The 17,117-nt window shown below is 48.0% G+C and carries 7 protein-coding genes; all 7 read right to left on the bottom strand.

From position 1 onward, the window contains the following. Positions 1-148 precede the first annotated feature (148 nt). The gene (locus ABZD21_RS02300; RefSeq protein WP_372772594.1) at positions 149-2,428 is read right to left on the bottom strand and encodes an alpha-xylosidase; all 2,280 of its coding nucleotides are present in this window, start codon (positions 2,426-2,428) and stop codon (positions 149-151) included. Positions 2,429-2,530: 102 nt separating this feature from the next. Continuing rightward, positions 2,531-6,070: a malectin domain-containing carbohydrate-binding protein gene (locus tag ABZD21_RS02295; protein ID WP_372772593.1), complete on the bottom strand. Its 3,540-nt coding sequence runs from the start codon at positions 6,068-6,070 to the stop codon at positions 2,531-2,533. Positions 6,071-6,072: 2 nt separating this feature from the next. Then, positions 6,073-8,574, bottom strand: coding sequence for a glycoside hydrolase N-terminal domain-containing protein (locus ABZD21_RS02290; protein ID WP_372772591.1), 2,502 nt, complete (start codon positions 8,572-8,574; stop codon positions 6,073-6,075). Positions 8,575-8,611: 37 nt separating this feature from the next. Next, positions 8,612-11,341, bottom strand: coding sequence for a hypothetical protein (locus ABZD21_RS02285; RefSeq protein WP_372772589.1), 2,730 nt, complete (start codon positions 11,339-11,341; stop codon positions 8,612-8,614). 43 nt (positions 11,342-11,384) lie between these two features. Further along, positions 11,385-12,098 (bottom strand): L-rhamnose mutarotase, encoded by a 714-nt coding sequence (locus ABZD21_RS02280; RefSeq protein ID WP_372772587.1) that lies wholly within the window; start codon positions 12,096-12,098, stop codon positions 11,385-11,387. A gap of 145 nt (positions 12,099-12,243) precedes the next feature. Next, on the bottom strand, positions 12,244-14,232 hold the full coding sequence (locus ABZD21_RS02275) for a hypothetical protein (RefSeq protein ID WP_372772585.1): 1,989 nt from the start codon (positions 14,230-14,232) through the stop codon (positions 12,244-12,246). A gap of 38 nt (positions 14,233-14,270) precedes the next feature. Continuing rightward, positions 14,271-17,102: a glycoside hydrolase family 2 TIM barrel-domain containing protein gene (locus ABZD21_RS02270; RefSeq protein ID WP_372772584.1), complete on the bottom strand. Its 2,832-nt coding sequence runs from the start codon at positions 17,100-17,102 to the stop codon at positions 14,271-14,273. Positions 17,103-17,117 lie beyond the last annotated feature (15 nt).

Raw genomic sequence — 17,117 nt, 5'->3', positions numbered from 1 at the left:
CCTTTAAAATGCCAATTTTGCCTGAACGGCTACTTTATTTTAACCCAATAGCAACGCCTTGGGTTTCTGAATGTACATCGTGTTCATTTCGCGTTGTATGGGCAGCCTAATTTCATTTTAAACTCACTAAGTTGTGTTGGCCGTGTTTTCAGTTCCTCCTCGCCGGGGAGGCCAGGAGGTGCTTTAGAATTATTTCAATTCCGCGATAGTTCTCATCAAATTTCAACTTCACTGTTTTCGACAAATCCATCTCATCGGTATTGCTCACCGGCAACGGATATACCGGTATCTCAGAACCTGCTTTCACCCAAACCGGCATTTCATCCAGCGGACATTCAAACTCCTTCAACCAACGGCCACCTGGAACCTGATCACCGGTGAAAAAGTTGATCCATTCACCTTCCGGCAAGTACACATCCCGCTTGTTTTCACTATTCATAACCGGTGCAACCAGAAAGTGGTCGCCGAAATAATATTGATTGTCGATGTGCCAGCACATTTGGTCGTCCGGGTGATGAAAAACCAAAGACCTCAATATTGGATAACCCGACTGTGTTGTCAGTTCACTTTGCTGCACCAGATAAGGAATGAGAGCATAGCGCAGTTTCAGCCATTTGCGGACGATTCCGGCGATGTTCGGAAACTCGTAAGGCTCGCGTTTCGAGGTGCCATGGTAGCGCAGATGCGAGGAGAATACGCCGAACTGGGTCCAGCGAACGTAAAGATCGTCGGGCACCACCGAGTTCATGAAATCGGGAACGCTGTGAAAGCCGGGAACATCGTGACTCCAATAGCCAAAACCGGAAAGGCCAAGGTGCAGGCCGCCTTTCAGCGATCCAGCCAATCCGTCCCACGAGCAGGCCGAGTCGCCACCCCAATGCAGCGGATAACGTTGACAACCAGCCCAGCCGGCGCGTGCCCAAACAATACCATCGCCGGTTACCTGCTGAGTGATTTCGTAGGCTGCCTTCTGATAAAGCAGCGCGTAAAGGTTATTCAGTTTTTCAGCTTCCATTCCGTGATAACGAGCCTGCATATGAATGTCTTCACCAAAATCGGTTTTGATGCAAACAACTCCCATTTCGAGCAGTTCGCGCAACAATCCTTTGTACCATTCAACGGCTTTCGGATAGGTAAAATCGATGGTTCCAGCATAATCGAGCGCGCTGAAATTAGAGCCTCCCTGCTTTTCGGTTTGCTCCAATACACACATGTATTTGTTGGCCAGCGCTTCGTCGTGCTGCTCGGCAGCGGCAGCGATGTAGGGCATTTGCCACAGACTGACTTTATAGCCGTTTTGCCGTAGATTTTTCACAAATCGCACGGGATCGGGAAAGCGTTCGGGGTTGAATTTCCACTCGCACAACCAGTCGGTCACAAACCAGCCGGTATCGAGGTGAATCACATCACAGGGAAAATCTTCCTTCCGCATGCGATCACAAATTTCATTCACTTCATCCTCCGAAAAATAGGTCATGCGGCTCATCCAGGTACCGAAACTCCACAACGGAAGCATGGTCGGGAAGCCCGTCAAACAGCGGTAATTGTATAATATTTCTTCGGGAGAGTCACCGCCGATGAAAAACACATCCAGCGAAGGCTCTTCGCTCAACAGCTGCACCGAGCGACTGGAATGATCGGCCACCGAAAATTTCGAATGGGCTGTGGTGTGCATAAAAACGCCATACTTTCGGCTCGACAGCAGGAAAGGTACATTTTTATAGGTACGGCGGTTATTCACCCCCTGCCCGTCCTGGTTTTTAAGCTGAAAAGTCTGGCCTACCAGATCCATCTTCGTAAACCGCTCGCCGGTTCCGGCAAAACATTCATCGGGCTCGCAATGAAACGACATGGTTGTACTGCGCACCTGACCGTTTTCTTCCACGTAAGCCAGGGCAAAAGCGTCGTGCCGCGCCGGAAAGAACTGGTCGTAAGCACTGAGTCGAACTTCTTTCTGAGAATCGGGATAAAGCGCCAATTCCAGGCCTTTACCAGCTGCCGGCAACAAGTCGCTCCAGTGATCCAGGTTGAAAGGTTTTCGATTCAATTTAGCTTTCACATGACCTTTTTCATCGGTAACCGTAAAAGCATCGTCCGTTGTTTGCAGCTTCAATGGCGTTTGCTTCACCGACTGATGAAACTGCAACACTTCCGATTCAGGCATATCCTCACAACCGATCCCGATTGCAATTCTCACTATTTTATCATTGTAGGCCCGCAGCCGCAATTGATGATAATTCGGAGCAAGTTCCGGATCAGCCACGATGTCATTCATTGGCTTCTGCCGCTGAAAAGGGATGTAGAAGACGATGTCTCCCTTATCTTCCCGCACCTCCGCAGGTTCGCCGCACTTCCACAGAAATTCATTTCCCGGAAATGCGGGATCGAAATCCAGAAAATCGATGAGTTGAAAATTGGTTCGTTTCATATTCGGTTTGAAATATATTTTTAGCTTCAAGCTACTGGCTGCAAGTTTCAGGCATCAGCAATTGTCTCTCGTAGCTTGTAGCTTGTAGCTTGCAGCTGCCTCCTACTGTACTTTCAAAAAGTTAAACCACATCGGCCCTTCTTCGTTAAGTTTGATGGTCAGTTTATAGGTTCCGGCGTTAATAATCGATCCGGTATCAGTTCGTAAACTGCGCCAGCGGTCGCCGGATGGATCAAATTCCAGTTTGGCCGAACTCATCGGCCGGCCATCCAGACTTTCAATACTCAATTCAGCGTGAATCGTCCGGTTTGACGGATTGGAGTAGCGAATCTCGAGGCCATATTTCGAAGCCAGCCCAACCTGAAAAGTCCAAAGGATCGCATCACTTTCCCCTTCAACTCTTCGCGCCGGTTTTTCCCATTTTTCTTCCGCCTGCCCGTTACCCAAATTTTCAGCATCAGACGCCTGATAAGTCACAGATGGGCGCAAATCGCGGGCATCATCGAGGGTTGAAACCGGAACGGCAGCCAGCAGTCCAAAAGCTCCGCTGAATTCCGGAATAACAATCAAAGCTCCGGCCTTTACCCGCTGCTGATAAAGCATGTAAGAAGTTCCTCCATCGGCATTGGTTCTCACTTTCCCCTTTGGCGAAGATTTGAAACCGGCAGGAACATTCAACGAATCCTTCAGCGCCAGGAAAATATCCGCATCTGTTCGGGTTGAGAAATCAATGCTCCCCGGATTATTGATATTCGTTGGTTTTAGCCACTCGGCACTGTAAAGTACAGGTGGGAGTTCTGCAAATTGGCAGGTGTTTGCTTCATCAATTGCGTCGCCCGTATTCAACCAGCTTTGTGTTGTCCAGTCTTTTGTTTCAGCTTTTAATTGAAGGAGTTTTTCGGAAGCCGGAACCGCTTTGAGTGATTCGTCGGCCGACGAAATTGCAATGGCCGAGATCACCGCCTGTCCCGATTTTACTTGCGGGAAGCTCAGTTCAAGCCGGCCATCTGTCACCTCAACCGAAACTGTCTTTTTCATCATTCGGTCGTGTCCGACTTCTTTCCAAATATCCAGATCTTTTAATACAATTTTATCGTTCACAGCCACGTCAAACACTCGCCAGTCTTCGCAATTCAGGCTACCGCCGGTTCCGTACCAAGGTTCTATGAAATACAATTCTACCTCGCAGTTACCGTCGGGAACGGGAAAATGGTAGCTCAGTTTATGCTGTCCGTAGCGGAACGACTGTAAAAGGGGCCAATCCATTGTACTTTCAATCGGATCGCAGGTTTGGCGCTGACTGCCATAAAAAGCGGGCAATCCGGGGTAGTCGTCCGTCCACGAACGCGAGCCCCAACTGTTGCCGCCATCCCAACGCACATCGGCTTCCCATCGGTTACCGGCGCGGTCGATATATTCAGCGCCTCCGCAATTAACCCGGTACAAATAATTACGATCGGTATTTTCATTTAAAGGTTGAAGGTCACCAGCCAGTTTTTCTATGTTTTTAGCTTCTGGTAAATGGTGAACGACAATTACATCGCTCGCCACTGCCACTCCACCAACATAGCCAACTGCAACTAGCACGTTATTTTGAATATCGGCTTGATTCCAGACGAAATGCTGTCCGCGCCCCGGATTTTTCAGTTTCCCGAGCGACTTTTCGCGCAGGCCGTTAAACAGCTCCACTTCATCGCAATTCGAAAACACACGAATGCCATCCTTTAGGCCGGGCGTCATCCATCGATCGGGCCAGGTATGCGAAACCAGGTAAACCATCGGTTGCTCTTTGGATGAAACATAATTGGCGCGGTACATGTACCAGCCATCTAGCATTTCACCCCAGGCTGAAATCAACCCTTTATAATTTACCGGGCCAAGCCTGTCAAGTTCTCGAGTACCTTCCCCTCCCTGCGTGCGGCCCGGGTTTTCGTGCGAATTCAGCAACCAGTGATACTGGCCGCATATACGATCGCCAGCTTTCTCTGCCAGGCGGATCTTTGACTCCATCAATAAGTTGAAGCGATCTTCACTCCATATTCCGTCCTGCTCAAACTCCCCTTCGGTGTGCAGGTCGATACTGCGCCAGGCGCCGTATTCACCATTCAGCAATTGCCTCGATATTTCCTCATCATAGGCCTCCGGATTACCACCGTACGTTCCCGACCAGTTTTGAATGACATTCCAGTCGGTTCCGGTTCCGCCGTTGCAGGTTGTTATCAGTCGCTGTGAACTTGTAGAGGGGTCGAGTTTTCGAATCAGCGCCGAACACTCTTCGGCAAAATCTGTTGGCAGCGTACTTTCGTTTTCCAGTCCCCACAAAATGACGGACGGGCTATTGCGTCGTTCGCGCATCCAATCGGTCAATAATTGTTTAAAATTATCGCGGAAGGCCTGATTGTCGAACCAGATGTGTGCGGCCATTTGCGGCCACCACAAAATCCCCAGGCTGTCCCAATATTCCTGGTAGCGTAAGTTGTGCGGCTGGTGTGCATCGCGAAACGAGTTGTATCCGGCGTCATGCACTTGCGCAACACGCGACTTGATTTGTTCATCGGTAAAAGCATGGCTTCGCCCCATCAGGTGTTCGTACTCGGCGGTTCCGTTAATCAGAACCGGCTTCCCGTTCAGGTAGAAACGATTGGTTGCTCCCTCGTGGTGAATGTCCCAGTTGATCCATCGGATTCCATAAGAAGTATGCAATTGGTCGAGCAGTTTTTTGCCCTCGTAGACCGAGGTTTCAAGAATGTACAGATAGGGATTTTCGAGTGACCAAAGCTCCGGATTTTGAATATCCGGCATTTGTTGCGCCACCGTATCTGTTACGCCCGGCTTCACCGAAACCGAAGCCGTAGTTTCGGCGACTAAGTCTCCTTCCGCGCTCAACAACCGGCTGACAACTTTCAGTTTCCTGGTCTTTTCGCCGTAGTTGCGAACTTCGGTTGTCAAATTCAAAGTTGCTTTTTCAGCACTAATATTTTTATCGTTCCAGATGTGTACACCAAAAGGTTCAATCCGAACGTCATCAGTCACAATCAGGTGCACCGGACGAAAAACACCCAGCGGCTGGCTTCCTTCCGAAAAACCCCACTCCGAGCTGCAACCTCCGCAAACCCAAGGCAAATCGCGAATCTCAGCCGGATGATCGGCCCGAACAGACAGGAGGTTTTGTCCTTCGTTCAAAGCAGAAGTGACATCCAATGTAAACGAAGTGCGGCCACCGGCGTGGTAGCCAATTGAATCGCCGTTCAGCCAAACAGTGGCATAAGATCCAACACCTTCGAACCAAAGGAAATATTGTTTATTCTTTTCAATCTTCTGAACCGAGAACGTCTTGCGGTAGAACGCCGAACCGTGCAGATTACCATGTACCAAACGGCGGAAGCCACCGTAATCGTCCCAATTGTGGGGTATGTTGACTTGTTTCCAGTTCTCATACCGAAAGTCAGGATCTTGAAAACCGGAAGCCTCTTTGTCGTCCAGCAACACCGTTTGCCAGTCAGCATTCAACAATACCTGCTGGCGAACCTGATTTTTTTTATCGATCGGTTGAGCCTGCCCCACTTGTGTCAGCATAAAAAACAAGCTCGCCAACAAGCAGGCATTCACCATTTTATTTTTTAGTTGGAAGGAATTCTTCATCGTTAGTTTACCGCTTTGAAGGTGTATATTTTACCAGCTTCGGTCGGAAAATCATACATCCAGGTTTTTGCCAGCTTTGTTTTTTTCAGTTTCGCCTTTTTTGAAATCAAAGGGGTCTTCACCGGATTTAGCTGATAGTAAGGATTTTGATTTTCACCATTGGCAAGCAGCAATTTTTCTCCCTCAACATTGACCAGCTGATCGAGCGAACGAATCCGAAGATTGCCGCCCAACTTCGACTCCACAATCAACTCAACAACCTTTCCGTTTTCCCAGCGGATGTCGATCACAAAACCGCCACGAGCCACCAGACCGGTCACTTCGCCTTTTTGCCATTTCGTGGGCAAAGCCGGCAAAATATTCACAAAGCCATCATAGCTCTGCATCAACATTTCGGCAATACCGGCAGTGCAGCCAAAGTTCCCGTCGATTTGGAAAGGCGGGTGCGCATCGAATAAATTCGGATATGTTCCGCCTGTTTCCTTTCCCTTTTCATTGGGTAGCGATGGCGACAACTGGTCACCAATCAGCTTCAATGCATGGTCGCCATCCATAAAGCGAGCCCAGAGGTTCACCTTCCAGCCCATTGACCAGCCGGTAGACACATCGCCGCGATAAATGAGTGAGTTTTTGGCTGCCTGAAAAAGTTCCGGTGAGCGGAAAGGCGAAATCTGGTTGCTCGGATAAACGCTGTACAAATGCGAGACGTGACGGTGCGTATCGTCTATGCGATCCCAATCCTTGATCCACTCCTGCAATTGGCTGTGCTGGCCGATTTGCATGGGCGGCAACCGATCTTTGGCGGTGGCCAGCGAATCGGCAAAGGCTGCATCCACCCCTAAAGTTTTAGCTGTGCGAATGACATTCGAAAACAGGTCGAACACCAGCTGGTTGTCCATCGTATTTCCAACTCCGACGTTTATTTTGGGCAGATAATTATTTTCCGGTGATACCGACGGGCCAATCACCAACCAGCCATGTGTAGGTTCTTCAATTAAGATATCGAGTAAAAATTCGGCAGCACCTTTCATGGCCGGATAAGCGTCGGCCAGAAATTCCCGGTCGCCGGTATGCTGATAATGTTCCCACAAATGCTGGCAAACCCAGGCGCCGCCCGTTGGCCAAAGACCAGACCGAGCCCAGTCAACCGGTCCGGTAATGCGCCAGATATCAGTATTGTGGTGCAGCACCCAACCGCGAGCGTCATAAAGTATCCTCGCAGTCTCCTGTCCGCTTTGCGAAAGCTCTTTCACCATTTTCAGGAAAGGCTCGTGCAGCTCCGAAAGATTGGTCAGCTCGGCCGGCCAGTAATTCATTTCAGCGTTTATATTGGTGGTATACTTGCAATCCCATGGCGGATCCACGCGATCGTTCCATTTACCCTGCAGGTTCATTGGTTGACTTCCCGGTTGCGATCCTGAAATCATCAGGTAGCGGCCAAACTGAAAGTAAAGACTCACCAACTGCGGATCGTCACCGTTTTTGAAATCAACCACTCGCTGATCGGTTGTTTTGGCAGAAGCGCCGCTGTCACCCAAATCGAGCGTTGAGCGCTTGAAAAAATGCCGGTAAATTTCCTGATGTCTGCCTTTAGCCGTTTCGTAGTCGGTTTGAAGAGCTTTCTTTAAAATGGAATCGGCTTTGGCAAAGCCATCGCCGCTGATGTCCCGGTAATTTTTAAAGTTTGAAGCGATTGAAATGAAAATGGTTGCTTCATCAGCCTGCTCAATTTTCAATCCCCTATCGAGCAGCTTTATTTCACCGCCTTTTACAAGTGGTTTCACCAGAGCTTCAAAACGAACCTGTCCCAAAACCCCTTCGTGGTCATCGGTAATGCCCGACAAATGAATCGTCGAATCGTTTTCAACCAGGACTCGGCTGCGCAAGTCGCAATCCATCCCCAGGGTGCAGTTTATCTTCCCTTTTTCGCTGGCAGTCAGACGAACCATGATTGTACCGTTGTCCAGCGAGGCAAAATACTCGCGGGTGTATTCAACACCATCAAGCTGATACTTCACGGTTGAAATAGCATCTTCAATATTCAAATCCCGATAATAGTTGTTCACTTCTTCATGCCCCGGAAAGGTCAGCCAAAGATTACCAACCGGTTGGTATTTCATCCCGTTGTTCTTTGCCCGTTTTTCGGCATTTGCCAAATCATCAGCTTCCTGGTATTTCCCTTCGAAGAACAAACGGGTAATCTCAGGGAGCACCTTGGCCATTTCAGGATTGGTATTGTTATTTGGTCCCCCTGACCAGATCGTTTCTTCATTCAGCTGAATTTGTTCAACGCCGGTTGTGCCGTAAATCATGGCGGCCAGCCGGCCGTTTCCGATGGGAAGCGCTTCTGTCCATTTGTAGGCCGGTTCGTCGTACCAAAGTTTTAATTTCGTCCCAGGCTGTGCCGCGCCATTCGTTGCAAACCCAATAAAAAGTAGCCCTATCAAAAATTGTCTCATTTTATATCCTTTCTCAATGCTGAAATTCTTCTTCGTGTCTCTCATCGTCCTCTCTCATTTCTTATATCTCATATCTTTCCTTCTAATAAAACAACCAGTCAACAGCTGGGCCATTCGGGTCGTCTACCATACCGGCATCGTGGATCTCAATTTCCTGCCCGGCATCCATAAAGCCCAGAATCAGGACACGTCCTTTTCCTAAAACCAGCTCCTGCTCGCCTGCTTCAAATTGATAGGTGTACACATTTACCGGATACAAGCCGGGAAGGTCGATGGCATTGGCAATTTTAATATCAGCCTGCCCCCGATCGTTGGCTGCAGCATTGGTTTCGAGCGTTGGTGGCTCCAAAACCGAATAGCTGTTGGTATTGAAATAGCCCACGACCACTTTCACTGGCTTATCGGTTTTAAATCGCAAAACTGTTCCGTTTTCGCGCTGCGCGTCATCTGAAAACTGCACACCCGATAAGTTTTTCAATTCATCGGACACCGCTGCAATTTTTGCTTTATTGTCGGAGTAAACCTGTACGCCTTCCTTAAGCGAATAGCGTTTGCCTTCGGCATTGAGAACATGCACTTCAACTGATTTCAACTTCGGATGAACTGACGACATCTGTCCGCCGTTGTCTTTTAACATTTGCAGGTTTCGTTTGAAGTTATCGAGCTCCGTTTGATAATGCGGCAGCAACTCCACCCAGGTTTTGTTGGTACCGTCGACTCCCGAAATCGGTATTCGGCGTTGAGCGGTTTGCATGCTGTTGGCATACAGGTACGAATCTTTGGTCAGGTCGACAAGCTTTTGGTAGTGCTCCAGAGCCTTCTCCAAATGCGGCAGGGCGGCTTCCAGGTCTTCAATTTTATTCGAATATTTATAGTTGAGCACCAGCATTGCGGCTTTCGCTTTTTCTGCGAAGCAGTCGGCAAATGCCTGGTAGCAGTGCATATCATTTTTCAGTCGTTCAAACTCGTCGTTATTTTTGGTAATTTGGCTTGAAACAGCCTCGATTGCTGCAACAGCTTTGCGGCCATGTTCGGCCACTTCGGCAATAATTTGCGGCGGAGTTTCACCCTCGTGCGCTTCACCTTTAAATTCCTTTTCAGCATAAACCTGCAGGACTTCTTTCAAGGGACCGCTCGATGTCCAGAAGTTGCTGTACACATTGTATTTCTGCGGGTTGACCAGCTGCCCCATGAACATGCCCAAAAGAAGGGTTTGGCGGTTGCCGTCCGAAATACCGAAGGTTCGCAAGAGCTTTGGCGCAATTTCGCCGCTTTCTTCGTAGGCGGTCAGTAAATTTTCGCCGGCGGTTTTGCTTCCGTAAAATTCGTTCAGCTTACCGGCCCAATAGCTGATTTCGTCGTTCCGGTCGCGCTTGGCTTTCCAGGCGTAGCGGGCCCACGCGTCGTACCACATGCGGTCGCGATCGATTTCGAGCAGTCGTTCAGGCGTATTGTCTGCGGTGTAGGGCCAATCCCAATACGAAGCCTGCGGATACAAATGCAAACCATTGGCTCCCTGTTCGGAGTGCATGGCCTGCACACTTTTCTGGATGAAGTCGGGAGAGGCATAACGAAACGGCTCCAGGTTGGCCAAAATGTGCACATTGGAAATATGCACCGAGCCCAATTCGCTTAACGCAGTAGGTATTGACGACCACGAATCGCGCGGATTATAGGTCGTTAACGACTCGCCGTTGTATTTAAACATGGTGTAGAGATTCTTGTAAATCGGCAGCGATGCCTGCATTACCCGCTCGGCATCGGTGTCGTGACCACGCAAAACGATGGGTGGCTCGTGAGTCGAACCCAGGGCTTTCAGGCCGTCCTGCACACCGGGAATAATAGTCTTTGAAAACCATTCCACATCGTCGTCGATGGTATTCATAGCCTCGCCTAAGGTAACGAGCAAGCCTACGTTCGGATAGTTTTCGATGAAGGCGGCAATGCTTTTTCGGGTGTAGTCTGCAATGATCGGCACAATTGGCCGGTTCCGATCCTGCGTTTCGAGGTTGTTTTGCTCGGCAAATGGTTTCGACACAATAATATTATAAAACATTTGAATGACCCAAATCCCACGTTTTTCGGCTTCGGTGGTCAAAAAGGCAAATATCTCTTTATTTTTCTCGAAAGTTGCATCATCGACTTCAACAGCGTAGGGATAGTCGTCGAGTTTGACCAGCGACGCGAAAGGATGACCATTCCACAAATACAGCGAATTGTAACGGTTTTCAACCATCATATCTAGGTACTGGATCCAAAGTTCTTTATCGTAAAACCAAGGAAAAGTTTCGGGTGTATAGGGATACTCATACACTTCGCGTCCGGGCAGATAACTTGTTTTTTGAAGTCCGATACACGTTCCGCGCATGACCATTTCTGGCTGGTCGTCTATCTGAATTTCCCGAGGTAATTTCTGTTCTTGCTGAATCCGGTCAGCCAATTCCATACATCCGTATAAAATGCCGCTGCTTCCCGTCGACCGAATGTAAATTTCGGTTGCTTTGGTCTCGATTGAAAAACCTTCATCGGTGGTCGAAAATGCCTTGTGCTCCAAACCGGCTGGAAGAGTCAGGCTATCGCCCTGAATGTGTTCAAGTACAATCCTGGGCTGCTTCGATTCCTTTATTTCGTTTGAAAGTTCAACCTGATAACCAACCAATTTCAATTGGGCTGATAGTCGTTCAACTCCGTATTGCTCACGGGGGTTCGTCTGCTCCGAAACAATTAGTATCGTTCCTTTTCCGGTACATCCGCTAAATGCTGCTAAAATCACCAGCAATATAAATGTGCTTTTTAATCGTCGAAAATTCATTTGTTATCTGTTCTATTGTTTAATAAAAATTGTTTCTATTTTTTCATTGCGAAACCGGTTCGAAAAACACCCAGGACTCACCCGGTGCTGTTCCCGCTATTCCCTCCTGATACCGGCTCATCAATTGGTTCCATTCGGCCACCCGAGGATTATTTTCTTCGGTTATCGGATTCAGTTCGTCGAGCGTTTTGTCGGCCGGAACGGATATAACCAGCATCAACTGCCGCTCGTTTCGATACACCAGCAGTTGCTGAAACTGAGCGTTGCAAAAGCCATTGGCCACTTCGGGCCACTTGTCAAACTGTACTGCATGGTAGTGCATATATTCCTTTTGAAGAAGAGAGTCGGCAACCAGATTGGCCGTCAACAGGTAATTCTTCCAAGGCTTTAAAACCAAACTATCGCCGCAATGCTGCTCCCTGTCAAAAACATAGAAAGGATTGTCGTAAGTTTTAATTTTTAGATTGACACCAGTATTTAACAACAAATCCCGAACACCTATAGTATCCTTTACTTCTCCAAACAATACAATATGATTCTTCCATTGATAACTATCCATGCTGATTTCGTCAATCTGATTTAACAGTGAATCCAGTCGTGTAACGTCGTCCAGAATCAGTTCGAATGCAACACGGTCAACCGCCACCAAAGCCGCCGATTCATCCGATTTTGGAGAATTTTTAGATTGACAAGCTACCAACAGCAACAACGCCAGTACTGACGTTGACAGAAGATTATGGATGTTCGTCTGATTCATTTAGTTTTTAGTTTTCGGTTTCTTGCTTCATGTTTCCCGCTTACACGGGTTCACCTCGGTTCTGCCATGGGTGCAGTGGTTAGAAACCGCTGCTTTAGTCGTCCTTCCCTTAACTAACACGGTCAGAAACCGCGTCACCCGGATTTTAATGAAATACGTCCCGCTCCTTAAAACCAGCCGGGTGTATACTAATTTTATCAGGTTCAGATTCGGGTATAATATCCTTGAATTCATCTTGAATACCCGCATTTTCAATTATTTTCAGTGCTTCGTCCGACCATTCATCTTCGCGGAACGAGTAGGTTTTTTCAATGGTATTATTTGTGCCATTGTCCATCAGCAGGTTGTTCTTCACGTAATTTTCGCGAGCGGTAATGTCGTGGCAGCGTTTTGTCCATAGGTGCAACCACATCCATTTATAGCTGTCGTTACCAACAACATTCCGTTTGATGGTCAGGTAAGCCGAGCCATCGTCCGGATAAATGCAACGCGGCCCATTGAACACATAATTACCTTCGACCACCGTTCCGGGCTGCTCGCCCAACAAGTAAATGATGCCCCCATCATCGAGGACATTGTGCGTATTGCCTGCACGATTGAAACTTATCGTATTGTTTTTAGCCTCTGTTGAAGCTGCAAGTTCAGAATTGCCCCACCACCAACCGCAAACAATCGCGCCGTAGGGCGTGCCTTCCACGTCGTTGTGCACAATTTCGGTATTGGCCACAAAAAACGAGGTGATCCCTTCGACCTGTCTGAAATCGAGACAAACATTGCGAAGGTAGTTGTTGGCCACCCGGTTGTTCTCGCAAAGGCCTTCAACGCTTTCGGGGAAAATGTTGCCGTCGCCGATTTTATAGTGCTGCGGATGGCCAATATTGACGGCATTGCCCAGCAGGTCGTGGAAATAGTTGCCTTCAACCCGGCTGTTTTTCACATCGTTCACCAAGTTGATGGCGATTCCCGAGCTGATGCCCTCGAAGCTATTGCGAACGAATTCGATGCTTTCGGCATTTTCAACCTGAATAGCTCCCCCCGGAACATCGGTGCTGTTATACTCGGTTGGGTGCCAGTTGCCGCCGGGTATGTATTTCGTGGCCAGCCCCAAACTTTGGATACCGGCAAAGCCGTGCGAATCGGCCACGTCCATCAGTTGCCAATGGTCGTGCGAGAAGGTGATTCCCTCGAAGCGAATATTTTTCACCCGTTCAGATGCTGACCTGCCTTTGATCTGAACCAAGCCTTCAGCCATGGGAGCAATGGCCTTTACAGTAGCCATATCTTCGCCATCACTATAATAATAAAGCGTTTGACTTTTCCGGTCGAAGTAAAACTCACCCGGTGAATCGAGCAGTTCCAACGCATTGCGAACTACAAAGCTTTTTTTGTAGTTGATTTTTCCGGCCCAGGCCATCGTTGTGGCTATCGCACCGTAGGGCTGCTGCAGTTTTATAATCGTAGTATCGCCCAGTTGCTCCATATCTCGGGCGCAAAGTATCTTTTCAGTCCAGATATTAAACTGAACCAATTCAACATCGCCCGGATTTTTATACTGTCGGATATCGTTCGACGCAAATTTTATCCCGTCAATCGCCGTACCTGCGCCAAAAGCCCAAGTTTCATTTCCTTCAATGGTGAATTTACCCCAGTTTCCTAATCCATTGACCGGCACATCGGTTCCGGCCATGCGCTTGCGCTTGCCGTTGACAAACAGGCTGCGCAGCTTGCTATCGCGATTGAGTCGCGCTTTGTAAATATTGCCTTCAACCTGCTGCCAGTCGGTTACCAGTACACCACCGCTGATAACGGCTTTGTCCGGCTTTTCTGCCATGATGATGGTCGGTGACGCAGCAGTCCCCGAATCTTCAGTCCCTAACTGAAGCGGTTTGGCCAGATAGTATTCACCCTCTTGTAAAATGATTTGGACTCCATCTTTTATTGAGCCGCTATTCTTTTGTCTTAAGTCTCTCGCTTTTTCGAGTGCTGCCTGCACCGATGCCATTGGCCGGCTTTGAGTGCCGGGTTCGGAATCCTTTCCTCCCGGAGAAACCCAGATATCGACCGCTGATGCGGAAAAGCTTAGAAAAAAGCTCAGCGCAAGCACTAAAAATTGTTTGGTTTTGAATTGGTTCATTGGTCTCGATGTTTCTATTGTTTGGAGTGGATATGTACTTATTGACCTGGGGCGAAATTGAAGAACAGGGTCATTTGCTGACTGCGAGTGCGCCAGTCGTCGAATGGACCATAGTCGAAAAACTTGTTTTTCTGACCGGATGGCCCCATATTCCAGGCTTCGTTACATTTGGTTCCGATGGCCGGTATGGCTTGCATAAAGGAGATATCTCCTTCCGGGAAAGCTGGAACAACACGCGGATCAAATGGTTTTGGTTGGGCCGGTGTGTACAGACGAAGGAATACGTCATCAGTTGATGTCGCCACGGTAAAAGACTGCTCCTTCGATTGAATTTTAGCCCAGTACAGATTAGAATGATAGCCCTTAAATTCGGGGTAGACAATCGGACTAACTCCTGTAATGGTGTTGTTATAATCTTTTTGATGAATGTTGAATTCAACACCGTGCATCCGGTTTTTCCAAACTCGATACGGGCCGCTTCCCAGCCACTCAATGCCAGTCACCAGCTCTTCCGGATAAGAAAAATTCACTCCCATCAGATCAAAATCCTTATCGTATACCGGAGGAAAATAATAAAGATGAAGTTTCGCCCAGCCATTCGGGTAGAAGGTCCAGCTGAACTCCTTCATCCGCGATGCACTGGAATCTTTGGTTTCGAACGAGCAGACAATGACGATACTGTCGGGGTAAGATTTCGCTTCCAAACCTTTAAAAGCAATGACACCTGCGCTCAACCCAGGCCCGCTATTGAAAGGAATTTCACCTTTTTCGTTTACCACCTTCTTCAACATACCATCTGCTTTACCAATTGCATACTCAACTGTTCCAGTTATAATACGGTACAGACTGTCGGTTTCCGTGAAGAACGGCGTTCCGCGATCAGCTGTTTTTTCAATTAGTCGTTCAGTCACCTCGGCCGGGATCACCAGCGGATAGCTCCAGGTGTATAATTCTTTTCCGTGCCGGTCAGCAGCCGAAATGTACAAGGCATCAAATTGCTTCCAATTTGCCGGAACCGGAATTTCGAGCCATCCTTTTTCTCTCGGAGCCAAATTTGGTGAATCGATGTTCCCTGTAATTATTTTTCGCTCTTCCTCTTCGCCCGGCAAAGGCAACTTTACCAATTTGTAGCTGAAGCTACTCTCCTTCAGGTTGGTATAGAGATAGCGGTTTTCAATTTCAATTTTCTTATCCCATTGAGCCGTAATTTCACGATCTTCCAAACGTACCGGCGACCAAATTTCTTTAATGGCGAAGTAACTTCCTTCCCGCTCCAATTTTGGACCTACAATACCATCGGCACCATGGTTGCCATCGGTATCGTAAATCTCACCCTCTTTGTCAGTTCGCAAGATCCCCTGATCGAACAAATCCCAAAGGAAACCACCTGCTGCTTTAGGTTTGTTCCAAATGTATTCCCAGTAATCGTATAGGCTCGCTCCATGCCCGCCATCATACATGCCATGCAAAAATTCGGTAGGCATCGTAATCAATGGTCCGTTCCAGTATGTACCCGCGCCGTAATCGTACCCACGATAATGCTGAGTGGCTAGACCATTGTGTTCCATCCAGGGGTAAATGACCAGTCTTTTTTGAATATCGTATTGGTTGAACAATGCGTCAAAGTTAGGATTGTGCCCCCCTTCGTTACCATTATCCCACATCACAATGGACGGATGATTCACGTCCCGGGTCACCATTTCTTTAACCAGTTTCGAACCAACTACGTCATCGTATGTTGCATGCCATCCGGCCAGTTCATCCAGTACAAAAAGGCCCAACGAATCGCAGATTTCCAGGAAATGACTATCGGGGGGATAGTGCGACATACGAACGGCATTCATATTCATGGATTTAATCAACTCCACATCTTCAATGCTGATGGCTTTACTCGAAGCACGGCCATAATTGGATCTAAAAGTATGTCGGTTCACTCCTTTAAATTTCACTTTTACTCCATTCACGTATATGCCGTCGCGCAGACTAACTTCGACGGTACGGAAGCCAAAACGGGTCGTCGTTTCATGGATTGTTTCATCTCCGGCTCGCAATACCACTTTCACTGTGTAAAGATTGGGATCCTCCGGATTCCATGTTTTAATATTTTTCAAGGTTGAATTTACCCGAACTTGTTCTGCACCGTTAGATACTTTCGCCGAAAAAACCTCGCCCACTGCGTTTCCATTCTTGTCGTAAACCTGCGCTGTTAGCTCATCGGCTTTCGATGTATTTTTCAGAAATATGTCGGCTGTAAATTCGCCGTTGGCTTTGGCATCAATTGCCACTCGCTCGATATTTTGCCTAGGTTTGGCTTCTAGGAAAACCGGACGAATAATGCCGCCGAATATCCAATAATCGCCGTGAGCTTCTGCCTTTCCTACAGATTCGTTAGCCGAATGTTTTGCCACGGTGACTTCCAGTAGATTCTCCTGCCCATATTTCAGTAATTTACTTATGTCGTATTGAAACTGGTAATAAGCGCCCTGATGAATGGGACCAGCGGATTTGCCATTGATCTTTACTTCAGAATCAGTCATGACTCCCTGAAAGACGATGTTCACCTGTTGACCTTTCCAATCGGATGGAACCTGAAACAGATAGCGATACATTCCCTTTTCATCCAGTCGAACAGCATCTTTGGCATTTCCATAATTATAGGTCCCAAACCCCTCCTGTTCCCAGCACGATGGAACCGGAACTTGGGTCCATTCCCCGGAATTGCGACCTGCAGTGCAATAAAAATCCCACTCAACCTGTTGATCGACCCCGGCACCGGAGAGGTACTTAATCCGAGTTTTTTGTGCAAAAACGGCCAAACTAATGTAAACGTTTACACATACTAGAAGAAATATTTTGGCGGTCAGTTTCATGGTTTAAAAAATTGG

Origin of the sequence: Mangrovibacterium sp. (genome assembly GCF_041596335.1) — a bacterium.
Lineage (GTDB): Bacteria > Bacteroidota > Bacteroidia > Bacteroidales > Prolixibacteraceae > Mangrovibacterium.
Note: the sequence above shows the minus strand (reverse complement) of the source record. Positions and strands in the feature narration are given on the sequence as shown.

Bases quoted from the DNA above. Each gene is read 5' to 3' on its own strand.
- ABZD21_RS02300 (WP_372772594.1), bottom strand. From the start codon at position 2,428: ATGAAACGAACCAATTTTCAACTCATCGATTTTCTGGATTTCGATCCC.
- ABZD21_RS02295 (WP_372772593.1), bottom strand. From the start codon at position 6,070: ATGAAGAATTCCTTCCAACTAAAAAATAAAATGGTGAATGCCTGCTTG.
- ABZD21_RS02290 (WP_372772591.1), bottom strand. From the start codon at position 8,574: ATGAGAGACACGAAGAAGAATTTCAGCATTGAGAAAGGATATAAAATG.
- ABZD21_RS02285 (WP_372772589.1), bottom strand. From the start codon at position 11,341: ATGAATTTTCGACGATTAAAAAGCACATTTATATTGCTGGTGATTTTA.
- ABZD21_RS02280 (WP_372772587.1), bottom strand. From the start codon at position 12,098: ATGAATCAGACGAACATCCATAATCTTCTGTCAACGTCAGTACTGGCG.
- ABZD21_RS02275 (WP_372772585.1), bottom strand. From the start codon at position 14,232: ATGAACCAATTCAAAACCAAACAATTTTTAGTGCTTGCGCTGAGCTTT.
- ABZD21_RS02270 (WP_372772584.1), bottom strand. From the start codon at position 17,102: ATGAAACTGACCGCCAAAATATTTCTTCTAGTATGTGTAAACGTTTAC.